Source organism: Cohnella rhizosphaerae (assembly GCF_029525575.1).
Classification (GTDB): Bacteria; Bacillota; Bacilli; order Paenibacillales; family Paenibacillaceae; genus Cohnella; species Cohnella rhizosphaerae.
This window is the reverse complement of record NZ_JAPDIA010000007.1, coordinates 458461-476708: the sequence shown is the minus strand read 5'-3', so window position 1 is coordinate 476708 and position 18248 is coordinate 458461. Positions and strand designations below refer to the sequence as shown.

The 18248-nt window shown below is 60.7% G+C and carries 11 protein-coding genes, 2 pseudogenes and 1 riboswitch; of the genes and pseudogenes, 4 read left to right on the top strand and 9 right to left on the bottom strand.

Features of this window, described 5'->3' with window-relative positions; translation table 11 throughout:
* Positions 1-63: 63 nt before the first annotated feature.
* The 4 genes and pseudogenes from OMP40_RS20030 to OMP40_RS20015 form a co-directional block, all read right to left on the bottom strand.
* Positions 64-1641: an extracellular solute-binding protein gene (locus OMP40_RS20030; protein ID WP_277534007.1), complete on the bottom strand. Its 1578-nt coding sequence runs from the start codon at positions 1639-1641 to the stop codon at positions 64-66.
* A 96-nt stretch (positions 1642-1737) separates the two neighbouring features.
* Positions 1738-2613 carry a carbohydrate ABC transporter permease gene (locus OMP40_RS20025; RefSeq protein ID WP_277534005.1) on the bottom strand — a complete coding sequence of 292 codons (876 nt, stop codon included), beginning with the start codon at positions 2611-2613 and terminating at the stop codon, positions 1738-1740.
* Positions 2614-2626: 13 nt separating this feature from the next.
* Positions 2627-3494 (bottom strand): annotated as a pseudogene (locus OMP40_RS20020) (ABC transporter permease).
* Between the two features lie 1256 nt (positions 3495-4750).
* Entirely contained in the window at positions 4751-5242 is a 492-nt protein-coding gene (locus OMP40_RS20015; RefSeq protein WP_277534004.1) for a pyridoxamine 5'-phosphate oxidase family protein, read from the bottom strand.
* 199 nt (positions 5243-5441) lie between these two features.
* On the opposite strand from OMP40_RS20015, the gene OMP40_RS20010 reads away from it, so the two are divergent.
* Both OMP40_RS20010 and OMP40_RS20005 read left to right on the top strand, forming a co-directional pair.
* Positions 5442-5906 carry an HPP family protein gene (locus OMP40_RS20010; RefSeq protein WP_277534003.1) on the top strand — a complete coding sequence of 155 codons (465 nt, stop codon included), beginning with the start codon at positions 5442-5444 and terminating at the stop codon, positions 5904-5906.
* A gap of 76 nt (positions 5907-5982) precedes the next feature.
* Complete coding sequence (locus OMP40_RS20005) at positions 5983-6489, top strand: Crp/Fnr family transcriptional regulator (protein ID WP_277534001.1); 507 nt, start codon at positions 5983-5985, stop codon at positions 6487-6489.
* Between the two features lie 18 nt (positions 6490-6507).
* Here OMP40_RS20005 and hmpA read toward each other — a convergent pair whose 3' ends face one another.
* From hmpA to OMP40_RS19990, 3 genes and pseudogenes are all read right to left on the bottom strand, one after another.
* On the bottom strand, positions 6508-7755 hold the full coding sequence (gene hmpA / locus OMP40_RS20000) for an NO-inducible flavohemoprotein (protein WP_277533998.1): 1248 nt from the start codon (positions 7753-7755) through the stop codon (positions 6508-6510).
* 451 nt (positions 7756-8206) lie between these two features.
* Positions 8207-9431 (bottom strand): annotated as a pseudogene (locus OMP40_RS19995) (multidrug efflux MFS transporter).
* Between the two features lie 53 nt (positions 9432-9484).
* Positions 9485-10054 carry a cysteine hydrolase family protein gene (locus OMP40_RS19990; RefSeq protein ID WP_277533997.1) on the bottom strand — a complete coding sequence of 190 codons (570 nt, stop codon included), beginning with the start codon at positions 10052-10054 and terminating at the stop codon, positions 9485-9487.
* Positions 10055-10161: 107 nt separating this feature from the next.
* Here OMP40_RS19990 and OMP40_RS19985 point away from each other — a divergent pair, with 107 nt between their 5' ends.
* Entirely contained in the window at positions 10162-10785 is a 624-nt protein-coding gene (locus OMP40_RS19985) for a TetR/AcrR family transcriptional regulator (RefSeq protein ID WP_277533994.1), read from the top strand.
* A 30-nt stretch (positions 10786-10815) separates the two neighbouring features.
* Here the strand turns inward: OMP40_RS19985 and OMP40_RS19980 are convergent, their stop codons facing one another.
* Positions 10816-13089, bottom strand: a complete 2274-nt coding sequence (locus tag OMP40_RS19980) for a putative bifunctional diguanylate cyclase/phosphodiesterase (RefSeq protein WP_277533993.1) — start codon at positions 13087-13089, stop codon at positions 10816-10818.
* Between the two features lie 147 nt (positions 13090-13236).
* A riboswitch (cyclic di-GMP riboswitch) is annotated at positions 13237-13317 on the bottom strand.
* 159 nt (positions 13318-13476) lie between these two features.
* On the opposite strand from OMP40_RS19980, the gene OMP40_RS19975 reads away from it, so the two are divergent.
* A complete protein-coding gene (locus tag OMP40_RS19975) occupies positions 13477-14178 on the top strand; it encodes a glycosyltransferase family 2 protein (protein ID WP_277533991.1) in 702 nt (233 codons plus the stop codon).
* 178 nt (positions 14179-14356) lie between these two features.
* Here the strand turns inward: OMP40_RS19975 and OMP40_RS19970 are convergent, their stop codons facing one another.
* Complete coding sequence (locus OMP40_RS19970; protein WP_277533989.1) at positions 14357-17350, bottom strand: efflux RND transporter permease subunit; 2994 nt, start codon at positions 17348-17350, stop codon at positions 14357-14359.
* Between the last annotated feature and the right edge of the window lie 898 nt (positions 17351-18248).

The following is an 18248-nucleotide window of genomic DNA, read 5'->3' as shown; positions in this document are numbered from 1 at the left end:
ATCCGGTTATCCTCCCATGCAAGAGGCGGCAGGCCCGCTTCGAGCCGACCGCCGCCTATGCTTTTATTTGTTGCCCGTTGCGTACCAATCATTGACTTCCTTGACGCTCGCTTCGCCGCCGGCCGCCTTATACTTCGCCTGGAACGCCTCGAGTCCGTCGATCGACTCGGCGCCCGCGATCAGCTTGACGGTGTAGTCGCCGGCCATCGTCTCGAGCTGCTGGTTGTTCTTCGCGTAGTTCGGCATGAACGGCGCGAGTCCCAGCATATTGGTGATTTTCACGTCGTCCGGCTGCTTGTTGTTCAGGAAGTCGAACGCTTCGAACATGATCGGGCTCTTGCGCACGCGCGCCTGCCAGTACTGCGGATACTTCGCTTCGTCCGTGCCCGCCATGTAGTTGTTGGCGAGGTTGCGCTCGTCGGTGAAAATCGGCAGGATCGGCTCGTACGCGCCGTCCACGACCTTGTAGTGCGTACCCTCCACGCCGATCGCCATCTCCTTGAACGTCTCCGGCTCGAGGCTCGCGTCGATCCACTTGATGGCGTCCTCCGGATGCTTGGAGGCTTTCGGAACATAGGTCAGCCGGTCGAAGCCGGCGTTGGCGCTGAAGCCCGCTTCGCCGCCCGGACCCTTCAGGGCGCCGATGTAAGCGAACTTCGCGTTCGGATCGGCCTTGGCCAGCGCGTCCGACAACCCCGGAATGTCCGCCCAGTGGACGACGATGGCGCCCGCTTTGCCGCTCGAGAACTTCTCCTTGGCCGTCGCGTCCTTGTTGACGACGAACTGCTTATCCAGCAGCCCGCCCTTGTAGAGCTCGCTCATAAAGGCAACGTAGTCCTTGAATGCCGGATCGAGCAATCGCGGCGTGAGCTGTCCGTCCACGTCGTTCCAGGCGTTCGGCATCCCGAACGCGCCGACGAGATTGTCCATCATCGGCATGTCGCCCTTCCCCGTCAGCGAGACGTCCTGGTCTCCGTGACCGCCCGGATCCTTGTCCTTGAACGCCTGCAGCACCGCCTTGAACTCGTCCGTCGTCGTCGGCATCTGCATGCCGACTTTGTCCAGCCAGTCCGTACGGATCAGGATGCTGGTGCCGATCTTGTACGTGACCGAGGTTGGAATCGCATACAACTTGCCGTTTACCTTAAGCGCGTCGATCGATTGCTGGGAGATGGACGCCTTGATATTGGGGCCGTACTGGTCGATGAGCGGCGTCAGGTCCACGAGCGCGCCCTGCTGCGCATAGTCCGAATAGAGCGCCATGTCGCTGTAGGAAGTGACGATGTCGTAGGCTTCGCCGGAAGCCATGAGCAGGTTGAGCTTTTCGGCCCATTTGTCCTGCGGGAGCATGTCGTACTGGACCTTGTAGCCGGTCTTCTCTTCGAGCAGCTTGGCGACGGGATAGGTGTTGTAGTCCTTATCCTGCCAGACGTCGAGACGCTTGAGCGCCGGCTTGTCGCCGCCCGCGGCTGCCGAAGCCGGCGCGGAGCTTGACGCGGAGCCCGAGGCCGATGCGTCCGCGGAAGCGGAAGAAGCGTTATTGCCGTTATTGCCGTTGTTGCCGGAGCCGCAAGCCGCGAGCGACGAGGCCAGCAGCGCGGACATCGCCGTAAGCGTGAGCCATTTGGTGCCTTTTCTCATGGTATGACCCTCCTGTACTGGTATGAACAATATATCATTAATCTCCCGGGCGTCCCCGGGCGAGTTAATGTCCAGGTTGCGTTAGTCCAGTCGGCGTCAGCCCTTGACCGAGCCGATCAGGACGCCTTTGATGAAGTACTTCTGCAAAAACGGATAGACCAGCAAAATCGGGATGGTGGACGCGATGACCGTCGCCGAGCGGATCGCCTCGGGCTGCACGTTCATCAGATCGTCGGCGCTCTGGTTCAGAATCGAGGACGTGTCGGCGTTCATGACGATATCCTGCAGGTAGAGCTGAAGCGGCTTCAGCGAAGTGCTGTTGATATACAGCATCGGGTTAAAGTAGTCGTTCCAGAACGAGACGGCGTAAAAAAGTCCGATCGTCGCGAGCACCGGCCCGCTGAGCGGCAAGATGATGCGGAAGAGGATCGTGAAGTTGCTCGCGCCTTCCAGTCTGGCCGACTCTTCGAGACTGGCGGGCAATCCTTCGAAGTAGCTTTTGATGACGAGCATGTTGAACACGCTGACGAGCGCGGGCAGCACGAGCGAGCCCAGATGGTCGATCAGATGAAGCTCGCGGATGAGCAAATAGTTCGGGATGATGCCGCCATTGAACATCATGGTGAAAATGAACAGTACGATGATGATGCCCATCCCCGGCAGCTCCCGCTTCGACAGCGGGTAAGCCGTCAGCGCCGTGACGAGCAGCGATAGCAGGGTGCCGACGACGGTGACCAGCGCGGAGATGCCGAGCGAATGCAGGAACTGGCCGTTCGTGACGACGAACTTCATCGTATCGAGCTGGAAGCCGACCGGGAAAATGCCGACCTTGCCCGCCGTGATCGCCCATTCCTCGCTGATCGCCTTGGACAGCACGTTGGCGAACGGCAGCAGCGTCGCCAGCCCCATCGCGATCAGGATCGTATAGATCGTCGTGTCGAGCGCGTAATCGCCGAATTTTCGTTGTCGCATGGATGCCCCTCCTTTACCAGATGCTTCGTTGCAGGAACTTGCGGCTCAGCATGTTGCCGATGACGATCAGAAGGAAGCCGACCGCGGAGTTGAAAAGGCCGACCGCCGTGCTGAAGCTGTAATCCTGCTGGCCGAGACCCATGCGGTACACGAAGGTGCCGATGACGTCGCCCGTCTGGTAGACGAGCGGATTGTACATGGTGAGAATCTGCTCCGTGCCCGCTTCGAGCAGGCTGCCGATCCGCAGGATGAACATGAGCACGATCGTGGGCAGCATGCCGGGCAGCGAGATCGAGATCATCTGGCGGATGCGTCCCGCGCCGTCGATAGCCGCCGCCTCGTACTGCTCCTGGTCGATGCTCGCGATCGCGGCGATGAAGACGATGGCGTTCCAGCCGATCTCCTTCCACCCCGCCGTGAAGACGACGATGCTGCGGAAGAACGCGTTGTCGGTAAAAAAAGGAGATCGGCTCGCCGCCCAGCGCGCGGATGATCTCGTTGACGAGGCCGCCTGACGGCGAGAGGATGTTGATGAACAATCCCGAGATGATGACCCAGGACAAAAAGTGCGGCAGGTAGATGATCGTCTGGATCGTGCGCTTGAAAAACATGCGGCGAACCTCGTTCAGGAACAGCGCGAGCACGATCGGGATCGGGAACAGGATGACGATCTTGTACAGGCTGATCAGCAGCGTATTCCACAGCACCTGGAGGAACTCGTCCGAATGCACCAGCTTCTCGAACTGCGCCGTCCCCACCCATTCGCTGCCCCGGATGCCGCTGAAGATGTTGAAGTCCTGGAACGCGATCAGAATGCCGTACATCGGCGTGTATTTGAATAGCAGCAGGAAGACCAGGCCGGGCACGAGGAGCAAATACATGTCCAGATTGCCGCGGATCAGCTTCCATTTGCGCCCCTTATGGGCAGCGGGCGCGGCCAGCGGCGGTCTTGCGGCCAGGGAGGCTTCGGTTTTGCTCATGCGCGTCACCTTCTTTTCTGTGTCGTGCCTCTAATTATAGAGAGGCGGCCCGGCGGGCTGTAGAAGGCAATGCTTCGATTTCTGGTACATTTGTATAGAAGTTTGGGGGCGAGCGCTATCGGTCGCGCACAACCGCCCACCTGCCCGGAGATAAGCGCTTTTGGGCACTATCCGTCGCGCACAACCGCCCACCTGCCCGGAGATAAGCGCTTTTGGACACTATCCATCCCGCACAGCCGCCCACCTGCCCGGAGATAAGCGCTTTTGGGCACTATCGGCCGCGCACAACCGCCCACCTGCACGGAGATAAGCGCTTTTGGGCACTATCGGCCGCGCACAGCCGCCCACCTGCCCGGAGATAAGCGCTTTTGGGCACTATCGGCCGCGCACAACCGTCCACCTGCCCGGAGATAAGCGCTTTTGGGCACTATCGGCCGCGCACAGCCACCTACCTGCCCGGAGATAAGCGCTTTTGGGCACTATCGGTCGCGCACAACCGCCTCCCCGCCCGGAGATAAGCGCTTTTGGACACTATCGGCCGCGCACAGCCACTTACCTGCCCGGAGATAAGCGCTTTTGGACACTATCGGCCGCGCACAGCCACCCACCTGCCCGGAGATAAGCGCTTTTGGGCACTATCGGCCGCGCACAACCACTCACCTGCCCGGAGATAAGCGCTTTTGGGCACTATCGGCCGCGCACAACCGCTCACTTGCCCGGAGATAAGCGCTTTTGGACACTATCGGCCGCGCACAACCGCCCACCTTCCCGGAGATAAGCGCTTTTGGACACTATCGGCCGCGCACAACCGCCTACCTGCCCGGAGATAAGCGCTTTTGGGCACTATCGGCCGCGCACAACACAAAAAAGGATGAGACAGCGAGCGCGCTGCTTCATCCTTTTTGGGCCATGCTCATTTGTGCTTCCCTATGAAAGCATTGGACCGTCACACCTACCTTACAGGCCGAATGTGCTGTCAATCGAAAGCACTCGCGCCCGCCCTTCGTCTCAATGCCCGATGTGCTTTCGAATGAAAGCACTCAAGCACCCTTCGCGCCTTCGGATCGTACAAGTGCTTTCACTCGAAAGCACTTGTACGATCCGAATCCCTCTGCCAGCGGGGCGCAGGGCTCATGCGAGGCCTCTCACCGTCCCGATCAGTGCAAATCCACCGTCTGGTTCAGGTCCGAGTCCGGTTTGTCGCGACCGGTCAGCCGCTGGAACAGATGCGCGACCATCTTGATCTTGCTGCCCGTGTCCCAATACTCGGCCGTTTCCGCACGGACCTTGATCAGCACCAGATTCGGATCGTCGTAAGTCGTGTCCAGCAGCTTTTCGTACGCGACGTTCCAGAACTCGCGAATCTTGGCCGGATCGCTCACGAGCTCGGCCTCCCCGCGCACCGACACGTACGATTTGCCGACGTAGGCGACGTTCACGCGCGGGTCCTCGAGCAGTTCCTCGTATTTGTCCGTGTCCTTCGATGTCAGAAACCACAGGTCCCCGTCGAATTCGACCTCCTGCGTCTTCAGCGGGCGCGATACCAGACCTTCGGGCGTCACCGTCGTGAGCATGGCGGTATCGATTCCGTTGATCAGGTCCCGCACCTTATCGATCGCTTCCTGGCTGGCCGTATGCATATTTGGCATGTCCTCACCTCATCGTTAAGATTAAGCCTTTCGGCGCTCTCCCTATTCTTTAAACCGAATCGACGTCCCTTCAACCAAACGACGCTGCCGTTCCGATCCGAACATTGACGCGCGGAAAGGATGAGGCGTAAAATAATGTCGGCATGTCCGCCGGGAATTGATCCGATATGCAAGCCGAACAGGAAGAGGTTGAACCGTTTTGAATTTCAAGGCCGTCGCTATCTGCTTATATATCGTAGGCATCTATTGGATTTCCTCGCGTTTGCCCGCGATGCACGCTTTATTTTTTCCGACGCTCGGCGCTTTTAGCCTTCTTTTTATCGCGCACCCTTTTTCTCCGGGCAAACTGGGCAAGGTCGCCTTCGGGGCGGTCGTCTCCGTTCTGATCGGCACCGCTTTATCCTCCTTGTATCCGGGCGCGGTCTCCTTGTTGATCGACATGCTCGTCGTCATCTACCTGATCAACCGGTTTAAATGGAATGCGCCGCCGATCCTGGCCGTGTCGCTCATTCCGTTTTTCGTGCATGCGTCCTTCATTTGGGTCATTCCCGCATCCGTCTGCGTCTCCCTGATCGGGCTGCTGCTCACGCTCTGGATCGCTCACCACGTCGAGCGCATCATCCCCGTTCAGTCCCGGCGCGCGAACCAGGCGGAGTCCGGCTAAAGACCAAAAAAAGCGAATGGACCCCGACCGCGGCGCATTCGCTTTTTTTTATATCCCCCAAGCGGAGGCGATCGATATGATCCTGCACAAAGGCGAGACGCTGTTCCGGCAAGGCGAATCGGGACCCCTGTACCATCTGAAAAGCGGTCTGCTCAAGATCGTTCGCCTTCATCCGGACGGCTCGCAGTACCTGGTCAACATCATCGTGCCGGGCGAGACGATTCCCCATCACTCGCTCATCAGTCCGAAGCCGTACTTCGGCACGGCCGTCGCGCTCTCCACCAGCGAGATCGACTTGCTGCCCGCCGCGAATTGGTATGAGGAGCTGGCGCAGGACCCCGCGCGCTATCGGAACGTGGCGCTGCTCCTGCAGGGCAGGCTGAGCCTGCTGCAGCAGCGGTTCGATCAATTGACGGAGACGTCTCCCGCCGAAAAGCTGAGCAAGCTCGCAGCCTGGTTCGAGACGTATATCGGGCCGGCCCCGCTCACCGACGTGCTGACGCAGGAGGAGATCGGGCAATTCGTCGGGCTGCGCCGGGAGACGGTCAACCGGCTGCTGCGCAAGCGTCAGCCGCCGACCTGATGCCGCCCCAAGACAGGCTCAAGCGCGAATGCTCTCCGTTGTCTCCGCCTCCCGCAGGCTGCCGGACGGGCCGAAAAACTCGAATCGAATTCGCTCCTCCGCGATCCCCCACGACCGCAGCGCGGCGTACACCGTCTTCATGAACGGGGTCGGCCCGCAGAAGTAGAAGCTGGCATCCGTCGTCGGAACAACCTGCTTAAGCCAGGACAGATCCACGTAGCCTTCCTTGTGAAAAGCACCCGTCTCCCGGTCCGACGCCGACGGACGGCTGTAGCACCAGTGCGTCGACACGCGCGGGCTGCCCGCCGCGACTTGCTCCGCTTCCTGCCGCAGCGCATGGGCGTCCCCGCGCCGGGCGGCGTGTATAAACGCGATCTCGCGATCGGGCTGCGCCTCCGCCGCAGCCTTCAGCATGCTGACCATGGGCGTCAGCCCCACGCCGCCGCTGATGAGCGCGAGCGGCCGCTTATCCGCCAGGTCGAGGACGAATTCGCCCGCCGGCGCCGACAGATGCAGCACGTCCCCTTCCTCAACCTGCGCGTGCAGGTACGACGACACGATGCCCGCCGGTTTGCCGGGAAGCGCGTCCTCCCGTTTCACCGAGATCCGGTAATACGGCCTGCCCGGCGCATCCGACAGGCTGTACTGGCGGATATGCGTATTCGCCTCGCCCGGAATGTCCAGCCGCACGCTGATGTACTGTCCCGGCTCGAAGGCCGCGACCGCCCCGCCGTCCGCCGGCACCAGGTAGAACGACGTGACGACATCGCTCTCCGCCGTCTTGCGCGCGACGCGGAACGCCCTGAAGCCCGCCCAGCCGCCGTCCTGCTTTTCCGCCTGCGCGTACATGCCTTCCTCGACCTGGATAAAGACGTTCGCGATGATGCCGTACGCTTCCGCCCAAGCCTGCAAAATATCGTCCGTCGCCGCGTCGCCGAGCACGTCCTTGATCGCGCCCAGCAGATACTTGCCGACGATCGGATACTGATCGGCCGTCACGCCGAGGCTGCGGTGCTTGTGCGCGATCTGCTTCACGACCGGCAGGATCGATTCCAGCTTGTCGATATGCAGCGCCGCGGCGTAGACGACGTTGGCGAGCGCCGTCTGCTGCCTGCCCTGGCTCTGGTTCGCATGGTTGAACAGGTTGAGCAGCTCCGGATGAGCGGCGAACATCGTCTGGTAGAAGCGCTTCGTGATCGACGTGCCGTGCCGCTCGAGCACGGGCACCGTGGATTTGATGATTTCGATCGTGCGGGAACTGAGCATAGCGGTTTTCCTCGCTTTCATGGACTTGGGATGAGCCAAGTATATAAAAGCGCGGAGTCGCGCCAGTGTGATCTCGATCACACCAAATCGCAAGGATGTGTGAAGATGCTTGCTCCTTTACGCCTGTACGACCGCGCCCGAGATCGTCCGGTGAAGCCCGAGACGCCGCAGGCCGTCCAGATAATCCTGCCGCCAGTCGCTTGCGGTCAGGCGCGGCAGATGCGCCGGCGGCACGTAGGCTGACGGCGTCCAAAGAGGGGCGATCCCACCTCTGCGCGGATAATGATGCGCCGTATCCTTATTCCGTCGTTGTCGCATGGTTTTGTTGAAATAAAGATGTGCGACATACTTATTTCGGCTCTATCGCACTTTTCGTGCAAAGTAACGATGTTCGACATTCTTATTCAGGCGTAAAACCGTCCTTAAAGCGCAATAGCGATATCCCGCATCCTTAGTTCGCCGCAACGCCCTCCGCATCGACTTGCTGCGCCGCTAGCTTCCGATACACCTTCGCGTACACCCAAGCGGCGTTGATCAGCAGCAGCGCGCCTGTCAAGCCAAACACGTACCGAAGGCCGAACCATGCCGCGACCTGGCCGCCAAGCACGGAGCCGGCGAACACGCCCAGGTAGCCCGCGGACATGGAAAATCCGAACACCCTGCCCGTGATCTGCTGCGGCGTGATCTTTTTCAGCAGAATATTGACCGATGGCGTGAGTCCGGCGGACGTAAGCCCCAGCAGAAAGCGCAGGACCATGAGCTGCCACGGGGCGGTCACGAACGCTTGGGGGATGAACAGCAGTCCCGCGACGGCGATCGAGACGAGCATGACTTTGTGGGCGCCGATCCGGTCGGACAGCTTGCCGAGCCGCGGGGCGGCGAAGATGTTGGCGAGGCCCGACGCCGAGAACGTAATGCCGGCGATCAACGCAACATGGCCTGCGCCGCCGGATAGATGCGTGATATAGACGGTGAGAATCGGCTCCACCGAGTACAAGGCGACCGTGAGCACGAAAAACGTCGCGAACAGGATTAGCGTGAGGCCCTTGTCCGGCACGGAATCCCACACCTCCCGAAACCCTCGCACCTGCAACTTGTCCTCGCGGACGAACGACTCCCGTACGAATAGCGCGGTCGCGACGAAAGCGACGAACAGCAGCGCGCCCGTAAAGAAGAACACGTCGCGCATCCCGAGGTTCTCGCCGATGAAGCCGCCGACCGTCGGACCGAGCAGCGATCCGGCGATGCTCGCCGTAGAGAGGGTAGCGAGCGCGTAGCCCGCATGCGCCTTGTCCGTCTGCGTCGCGATCATGGTCGTGCAGGCCGTCCCGTAGCCCGTGATGACGCCTTGCAGCAGCCGGAGCCCGATCAACATGTACACGTTATGCGCGAAGCCCATGCACCCGATGACGATCGCCATGCCGAGGCTTGCGCGCAGCAGCATCGGCTTGCGGCCGAATCGGTCGGCCGCGTGCCCCCCAGATCGGCGAGAAGATCGCCGACACGATAAACGTAATGCCGAACGCGAGACCGGACAGCTGAGAGACGTAAGCTTTATTTTCGATGCCCAGATGATTGATGAAAAGCGGCAGCACCGGTGCCAGCTGGCTCATGCCGATGCCCGTGACGAACATCCCGAACCAGCATACGATCAGGTTTCTTTTCCATATCGGCATAGCCGACAAGCCTTCTTTCCGCCGCGAAACCGAATGCAGGATTCCGCGTTTCGTTAAAACAGCCGGTTCGCCCATTCTTCCGCGGTCAGCACGTCCGCCTGGCGCGGGAAAACTTTCTCGGCGAGCACGCGATGAACCTCGGGATCGGCGTCGATACAGGCGTCCGACAGCACCGTCAGCGTAAAATCGCGGTCCGCCGCTTCCCGCAGCGTCGACAGCACGACGCCGCTCGTGGAGACGCCGCAGAGGACGAGCGAATCGATCCCGCGCGCGCGAAGCAGGACGTCGAGCCCGCTGCCCGCGAACGCGCTGACGCGGACCTTGGTGACGACCGGCTCGCCCGGTTCGGGCCGCACCTCGTCGAGAATTTGCGTGCCCGCGTCCGCGACCGTCGCGCCGCCGTATTGGGCCAGACCCGCGAACATCTTATTGCCAGCGTGGACCTCGGGGTACCCCTCGCGGAAGGCGAGCCGGACATAAATAACCTGAACGCCGTGCTCGCGCGCCGCGCGAACGGCCGTCTGAAATGGCCGCCACCGCGCCTCGTCCATCGCGTATCTCGCGACGATCGACTGCTGCATATCCATCACGAGCAGCGCCGTTTTGCCGATTTGTCGATCCATGTTGAATCCTCCTCATCACCATGATAATATTAACCGGAGACCTCTCCACTTGATATTAAGCGGAGACCTCTCCGATGTCAAGAAGCATTCAATGGAGGTTGCGGAGAATGGATGAGAGACAAGAAGCCGGCGCTCGCCCGGAACGGCGCGATGCCGCGGAGAACCGTCAGCGCATACTGGATGCGGCGCTCCGGCTGTTCGACCGGCACGGCGCAGGCCAGGTCAGCATGAATCAGATCGCGACCGAAGCCCAGATCGGCCCGGGGACGCTGTATCGCCGGTACCGCAACAAAAGCGAGCTGTGCCTCGACCTGATGAAGGACAACATCGTGCTGTTGTTCGACGATATCGAAGCCTATCTCGAGACGCATCGCGACGACTCGCCGAGTCTGCGTCTTCGTGGGATCGTGAGCTTGTTCGTCGGTTTCCGCGAGAAAAAGAACCGGCTGCTGGCGGGCGTAGAGGAATCCCCTCCCGCTGCCCGCGCCCGGCCCAAAGCGCTAAGTCCGCTCTACGGGCAGCTGCACGAGATTCTCGTCGCGCAGTTCGAGAAGATGCCCGGAAGCGGCCAGGACATGGCCGTCGCGCAGGCGAGCGCCGTATTCAAGGCGGACATGCTGCTCGTCGCGCTCAGCAGCGAATCCTACGCCGCGCAGCGGGACGTTCGCGGACTGTCGCCGGAAGAGATCGTCGAACAGCTCGGCCTGACCTTTTACCCCGAGCGGAATTGACGGCTGCGTCAGCGAAACGCTCCTTCAGCCTTAATTCGCGATGTCCGGGCACGTATTCGATCCGGTTCCCGCCGCCCTCGCGGCCGACAGCATCTCCTCGAACGCTTCCGGGCTCACCGGCCTGGAATAGAGATACCCCTGACCGACCGGACAGCCGTGCGCGACGAGCACCTGCCGTTGGTGCTCCGACTCGATCCCTTCCGCGACGACGCCCAGGTTGAGACTCAGCCCCAGATCGATGATCGTCTTGAGCATCGACAGCTGAACCCGGTCGTCGATATCGTCGATGAAAGACTTGTCGATCTTGATCGTATCGATCGGCAGCTTGGGAATGATGAACAGCGACGAATAGCCCGTGCCGAAGTCGTCGATCGAGACGCCGATGCCCATCTTTCTGAGCGCGTGCAGCACGTCGGTGCTCTCCTTCACGTTTTGCATGATGCTTTCCGTGATCTCAAGCTCCAGGTACGCGGCGGACAAGCCCGTCCGCTGCAGCACGCTGCGTACCGACATCAGGAATTCGCGATGCTGAAACTGGCGCACCGATACGTTGACCGAGATGCACAACGGCGGGTAGCCTTTATCCTGCCATGCCTTGTTCTGCTCGCAGGCGCGTTCGAGCACCCAGTTCCCGATCGCGACGATCTGGCCCGTCTCTTCGGCGACGGGAATGAACTCCGCGGGGGAAACAATGCCGAGCTCAGGATGCTCCCAGCGAAGCAGCGCCTCCATGCCGATGATCCGCTCCGTGCGCAGCTCGACCTTCGGCTGGTAGCTGAGCTTGAATTGGCTGCGTTCGATCGCCCGCCTGAGCTCGTGTTCCAGCTTCATTTTGCGGGCCAGAATCGCGTGCAGCTCCGTATTATAGAACCGGAAGCTGTTTTTGCCGTTTTCCTTCGCCAGGTACATCGCGGCATCCGCGTATTTTAACAGGTCGTTGCTCGTGCAGCCGTTATCCGGATAGATGCTGATGCCGATGCTAGGCGTCGCGATGATCTCGATCTCCTCGAAGCGGAACGGCTCGCGAAACTGCTCCAAAATCCGCTCGGCCGCTGCCGCGCACCAGGAATTCTCGGCATCCGTCAAGATGACGACGAATTCGTCGCCGCCCAGCCTGTAGAGCGGCACCCGGACACAGCCGACGGAGCGCCTGAGCCGTTCTGCCGTCTGAACCAGAATCCGGTCCCCGGCATGATGCCCGAGCGTATCGTTGATCACCTTGAAGCGGTCGAGGTCGATCAGCAGCAAGCCTGCGCGCACGCCGGTCCTGCCGATCATGCGTTCCAGATCCTCCAGGAAGCCGATTCGGTTCTTCAGGCCCGTGAGCGGGTCGTGGTAAGCCAGATAACGGTACTCGCCCATCAGCTTGTTCAGGACGCGCATCATACGGAGCTGGCGCCCCGCGATCAACAGAAACAGCAGCAGCAAGCCCAGGCTGAGCGCGTTAAAATCCCAGCGGCTGCCGAATACGAAAAAAATGACGAGTACGGCGATGCTGGCATACGGGAAGACGGACTCCTTGATCTGCCCGCCGGACTCGCTTTCCTTTAAAGGATCGGTCACCTTCTCTCCCGCCGCATAACGGCCGCCCAGTCCGATCAACAGCAAGGCAAGCACCCATAACACGTCCACGAACTCGCCAGAGCTCTGCGCCTGGCGCTCGGAGAGGTAGGCGAAGCCGAGATCGCTCGCGACCTGGCACAGCATGCCCCAGACGACGTACAGCATCGAGGCGCTCAGCGCGCCCTGCTGCAGCAAGGTATAGTACAGAATAAGCGTAATCAGGAAGATGCTCAGCGACGCCAGGGGGTAAGCGACGGAGAGCAGCGTGACGAATGGCGATTCGTCGGGGATGGAGACGATCGGATTGATCACGAAGTGAATGCTGACGCTGGCGGCCGTGACCGTAAAGACGACGATGTTGAACAGATAGCCGGACCCCGTCGAACGACCTTGGACATACCTGTATTTGCCGAACAGGGCGACGAGAAAAAAACAGTAGGCGATCAGCCAGAAAACGTAGGAGAACGCGGAATATTCCGTGGCGGACGAAGCAAGCTGCGTGTAGAGCAGTTGAAAATTAGCTAGCACATTGAGGATCAGGCCCGTGCCGATCATCAGCCAAAATCTGCGGCGCTTGCCGTTCAGCCTAATACCTGTCCGCAATGTCCAAAAAGCGCCGACGGCGCCTGCCAAAATCTGAAGCACGTTCGAGCCCAAGACGCGCATCCATTCATTTTCCCAGAAGATCAGATACCAGCATCCGATGGTCGCGGCGAATCCGGATAGCAGCAGCAGCGGCAAACGTCGAGCACGTAACATAGTAATCCCTCACGATGACTAATATTGGGCAGCGATGCAATCGAGGAAATACGTCTATGAAAACGGTTGGAAAAAAGAGAAAACAAAAAGCTATTTCCCATGGAAATAACCTTGTATGCGGCACTGTTCCCTGGCAACCCGGCGACCGTAGTTTCCCTTAGGCCCGTAGCTTTGCGTCCTCGCCTTTCGGCGAGTTTGCCTTTCTCACAACGTATTCAACTGGATATATACTATCATTTTCCGAGTTAAATACATAGAACTTTTTTCCTATAAAAGAAAAGATTCCGCTATCATTCGCGATAGGCGGGTGGCGATACGCAGAAGCGGATTCGTCACATATGATGAAAGACGAACGGAGGGGAATCAGCCTTGAGCAAACCAGGCGTATCCATCGTGGCTTGCACGAACCGTCCCGAATTTTTTGCCAACGTGCTCGGCAACTACGCGCGCCAACGCTATCCGCGCAAACAATTGATCGTCATCGTCAACAAAGACGGCGTCGATCTAAAGGCGCTGCGCCGACAGGCGGCCCGCTGCCCTGACGTCGCCGTCTACCGCGTACCGGAGCGGATCTCGCTCGGCCAATGTCTTAACTGCGGCATCTCCCGCGCCAGGTACCCGCTCATCGCCAAGTTCGATCACGACGACTATTACTCGCCGTATTATCTGCGCGAGCAGGTTCGGGCGCTCCTGCGGACCGGCAGTTCCGTCGTCGGCAAGCATGCCTGCCTCGTATATCTGGCCGCGAGCCGCCGGTTGATCGTTCGTTCGCCGGGCGAGCGGCACCGCTTCATGAACTTCGTGCAGGGAGGCACGATCCTGTTCCGCCGAAAAGTGCTGAAGGACGCCCGGTTCGCCGACATCTCCCTGGGCGAGGACGTGCGGTTCCTGCGAAGCTGCGCCAGAAAAGGACATCGGGTGTACGCGACCTCGCCCTACAACTACGTCTACGTGCGCCGCAAAGACAAGCGCACGCATACGTGGAAGGTGAACGACCGCTATTACTTGAAGGACAGCCGGCCCGTCGCGGTCACGGACCGGTATCGTACGTACGCGATCCGGGAAGTTTGAGCGTCGCGAAAAAGAAAAACGACCGCTCCGCAAAGGAGGGTCGTTCAAGACAGCGTCGAATCGAACTGCGGGGCGTCCTTCTCCATGCCTCCGCCAGAGCCGGCCGGAAGGCGGCGCCGAGAGCCGGCGAATTTCCACGCAGGCATGCGAGCGGGACATCGCCCGTCCGCAGGATCGATCAGGCAGCCGGCTCCGCCGGCTCGGCACTTAGCGACAAGCGCTCGCGGCGAGCGCGTTTGAAGTAGAGCAGCTCGTACATGACCGGCACGACGACAAGCGTTAGCAGCGTCGAGCTGGCGAGGCCGCCGATGACGACGACGGCGAGGCCGCTCGAGATGATGCTGCCGCCGCCCATGCCGATCGCGAGCGGGATCAGGGCGCAGATCGTCGCGATCGCGGTCATCAGGATCGGACGGAGGCGCGTGCCGCCGGCTTCGATCAGCGCGGCGCGGATCGTCAGGCCGCGCTCGATCTGCTGATGGACGCGTTCGAGCAGCACGATCGCGTTGGTGACGACGATGCCGATCAGCATCAGGAAGCCGATCATGCTCGATACCGACATCGGCTCGCCGCCGATCAGCGTGCCGACGAGGCCGCCGATGAGCGCGAACGGCAGAGAGAACAGTACGGCCAGCGGCGCGCGGCCTTCGCGGAACGCGATGACCATGACGATGTACACCATGCCGACCGCGACCAGCATCGCCATCATCATATCGCTCATCATCTGCTGAATGTCGGCGTTGCTGCCGCCGAATTCATATTCTACGCCGGCGGGAAGCTTCAGGTCCTTCAGCGCGCGCTCGATCTCCGAATTGACCTTGCCTGCGTTCTTGTCCGCGATCTTGCCGGAGACGGTCGCGAACTCCGCGCCGTTCTTGTACAGCAGCGTGCTCGGCAGCTGCACTTCCTTCACGTCCGCGATGTCCCTGACGCGGATCGCGGCGCCGTCCGGGGACAGCAGCTTGAGGCCGGCGATGTCGTCCCGCGAAGCGATCGATATCCCGCCGAGCGTCACGTGCAGGTCGCTCGCGCCCGAGCCGTCGCCGATCTGGCCGGCGCTCGTCTCCGACAGGAACGGACGCAGCTGCATCGACGCTTGCGCGGCGGACAGGCCGTACTTCTGCGCGTCGGCCTGGCGCACTTCGATCGCGATGCCTTTAGTGCCGTCCTGCAGATTGTTCGCGACATTCTCCGTGCCGGCGATCTTGGCGATCGCTTCCGTGATCATCCCGGTACCCGTCCGGATATCGCCCGTCGAAGGGCCGGTCACCGTCACGTCGATCGCGCCGCCGCCGGACATGTCGTCCTGCGTCAGGCTGAACTCGGCGCCTTCCGGCACCGCGACCTTCGCGGCGATCTCGTCGCTGAATCGGTCGAGGTCCGTGCCGTTCTTGAGGCCGATGAACCAGCCGGCGGCATTCGCGCTCTCCTCGCCGAAGAAGGTGCCGCCCATCGTGACGCTCGAATTTTTGACGGCCGGATGCTCGGCGATCAGCTTGTCGAGCTTGGCGGCTTCCGTCCGAACGGCGCTGGCCGTCGTGCCCTTCGGCATCTTCAGATCGGCGAAAATGTATTTGTAGTCGGATTCGGGCAGCAGCGTGACGCCGATCTTGCCGGCGAAAATGGGGGCCAGGCTGCCCAGGAAGATCAGGGTGGCGAGCACGAGCACCGTTCCCTTGTGGGCCAGCGACCATTCGAGCACCCGCTTGTAGCCGCGGCTCATCGCCGATTCGCCGGTTTCCTTCGGCACCTTGTTTTTCATCAGTCCCCAAGCCATGAGCGGCACGACCGTCAGCGCGACGAGCAGCGAGGACAGAAGCGCGAAGCCGACGGTCAGCGCGAACGGGCGGAAGTAGCCGCCAATCATGCCCTGCAGCAGTCCGAGCGGCGCGAACACGGCAACCGTCGTGATCGTTGACGACGTGATCGCCCTGCCGACCTCCGCCGTCGCGGCGGCGATCAGTCCGCTGTCCGCCTTTTCCCCGCGGATTCGCCGGATGATGTTCTCGATGACGACGATGCTGTCGTCCACGACGCGCCCCGTCGCGACGGCCAGGCCGCCGAGCGTCATGATGTTCAGCGTGACGTCCGTGAACGTCTTGAGGCAGATCATCGCGATCAGCATGGACAGCGGGATCGAGACGATCGCGATCAGCGTCGCGCGGAAGTTCCGCAGGAAGAAGAGGATCAGGATCGAGGCGAACAAGGCGCCCAGTCCGCCCTCGCGCGCCAGGGAACCGACGGATTCCTTAATGTCGACCGCGCGGTCGTACATGATCAGCGTATCGACCTGGCCGCTTTTTTCCGCTTCGTCGTATGCTTCGAGCACCCGCTCGGACACATCCACCGTGTTGGCCGTGGCCGTCTTGACGACGTTCAGCGTGACGCTCGGCTTGCCGTTCGTCCGATTGACGATCGCAAGGTCTTCGCGCTGCCCGATCGAGGCGACGTCGGTCAGCTTGACCGTGCCGTCCGCCGTCAGCGGCCATGCCTTCAACTGTTCGACCGAACGCAAGTCGCCCTGGACGAATACCGGCAGCGTCGACTGTCCCACCGTCGCTTCCCCGAGCGGCACGCTCAGGTTGTTGGCTTGCAGCGCGCCCGTGATCTGCTCGAAGGCGATCCCGCGCTCGTTCATCTTGGCGGCGTCGAGGCGGATATAGACCCCGTCGTCCTTCAGCCCGACGGTCTGCACTTCGCCGACGCCTTCGAGCGCCTCGAGCTTCGGCCGCAGCGTGTTTTTTACGTAATCGCTAAGCTCCGATTCCGTCATGTCGCCCCGGGCGATGACCGTCGAGTACATGATCGGCTGATTGGTCGTCGAATAATACATGACCTGAGGCTTGTCGACGCCCTCCGGCAGCCGAACCTCGCCGACCGCCTGCTTGACGAGCTCCTGCTTCTTTTTCATATCGTCGTTGTAGCTGAATTCGAGCTGCAGCCCCGATACGCTGTTGGCGGACTGCGACGTCACGTTTTTGACGCCTTCCACGTTTTTAAGCGCCGCCTCCAGCGGCAAGGTCACCTGGCTCAGCACCTCGCCCGGCGCAGCGCCGGGATAAATCGCCTGAACCATGATGCCCGGAAATTGAATCTCCGGCTGCTGCTCCTGCTGGAACTTGGTCGAAGCGTAAACGCCCCCCGATCGCCACCAGGATGACGAGCAGAACAATCGCCACCGGATTGCGCAGCGAAAAATTCGTGAAAAACTTCATGTTCTCTCCCACTTTCTCTTTAGTCGTTTTATGGTTAATGGTATGCCATGCTAAGCGCCGATCCGAAAGACGCCGGCGAAACCTATTGTATGGCACCTGAATCGCGCCGAACATGGCCTGCAGGTGGTGCAAGTCCTGGACCTAGGTCTGGAATTGGAAAAAACAGGTTTGATTTGCCCGTACGTTCGTTAAAGATTCGCTAAAGTCCGGGAAGCCCCCGCCGCAGGCAATAAGAAAAGCCGCCGGCGGCCTTTGTTTGCGCAATGGCGCGCAGCGGACGGACATAGGAGCCCTTATATTTGTTCCGATCGCGCTTTGCAGCCCGCTCGCGGACCCAGGAGCCCCTATTGCGGGATTAGAGACTATTTTAGTCTTGATCTGGGTGAATAACGGCTCTCCAGTCCGTAATGATCACAATTGCACCGTTTTTTTACGAAATAGCGTCATCTGAGTCCGGTATCTTCGCTCGACTTGCCTTCGGTTACTCCCGGAGTTTCATTTGCATCTCACACTTACCTTTCCGCTTAACGTCATCGTAAGGTTAGCAAGTGAAGCCAGCGAGGGTGATTGGACGCCGCCGCTCCTGTTCGCAATATGCATGCGCAAGGGATAACCTATGATGCCTGCAAAGGATTGGCAGGCATATCCGCCTCGGCTCATCCAATCGGCTGGAAAGCCTGCGTTATCCAGCTTTCCCCTTTCTCGCCTCGCGCGACGATGCGAGAGCGGGGCGTAAGGCGCTGTGCAGCGTTACCTGTCGGGACTATGGCGTATTTCGGGCCGAAGAGGCGCTGTACAGCGTTACTTGTCGGGGATGTGACGTATTCCGGGCCGAAGAGGCGCTGTGCAGCGTTA

Coding starts and splice junctions, on each gene's coding strand:
- OMP40_RS20030 (WP_277534007.1), bottom strand. CDS start 1,641: ATGAGAAAAGGCACCAAATGGCTCACGCTTACGGCGATGTCCGCGCTG.
- OMP40_RS20025 (WP_277534005.1), bottom strand. CDS start 2,613: ATGCGACAACGAAAATTCGGCGATTACGCGCTCGACACGACGATCTAT.
- OMP40_RS20015 (WP_277534004.1), bottom strand. CDS start 5,242: ATGCCAAATATGCATACGGCCAGCCAGGAAGCGATCGATAAGGTGCGG.
- OMP40_RS20005 (WP_277534001.1), top strand. CDS start 5,983: ATGATCCTGCACAAAGGCGAGACGCTGTTCCGGCAAGGCGAATCGGGA.
- hmpA (WP_277533998.1), bottom strand. CDS start 7,755: ATGCTCAGTTCCCGCACGATCGAAATCATCAAATCCACGGTGCCCGTG.
- OMP40_RS19990 (WP_277533997.1), bottom strand. CDS start 10,054: ATGGATCGACAAATCGGCAAAACGGCGCTGCTCGTGATGGATATGCAG.
- OMP40_RS19985 (WP_277533994.1), top strand. CDS start 10,162: ATGGATGAGAGACAAGAAGCCGGCGCTCGCCCGGAACGGCGCGATGCC.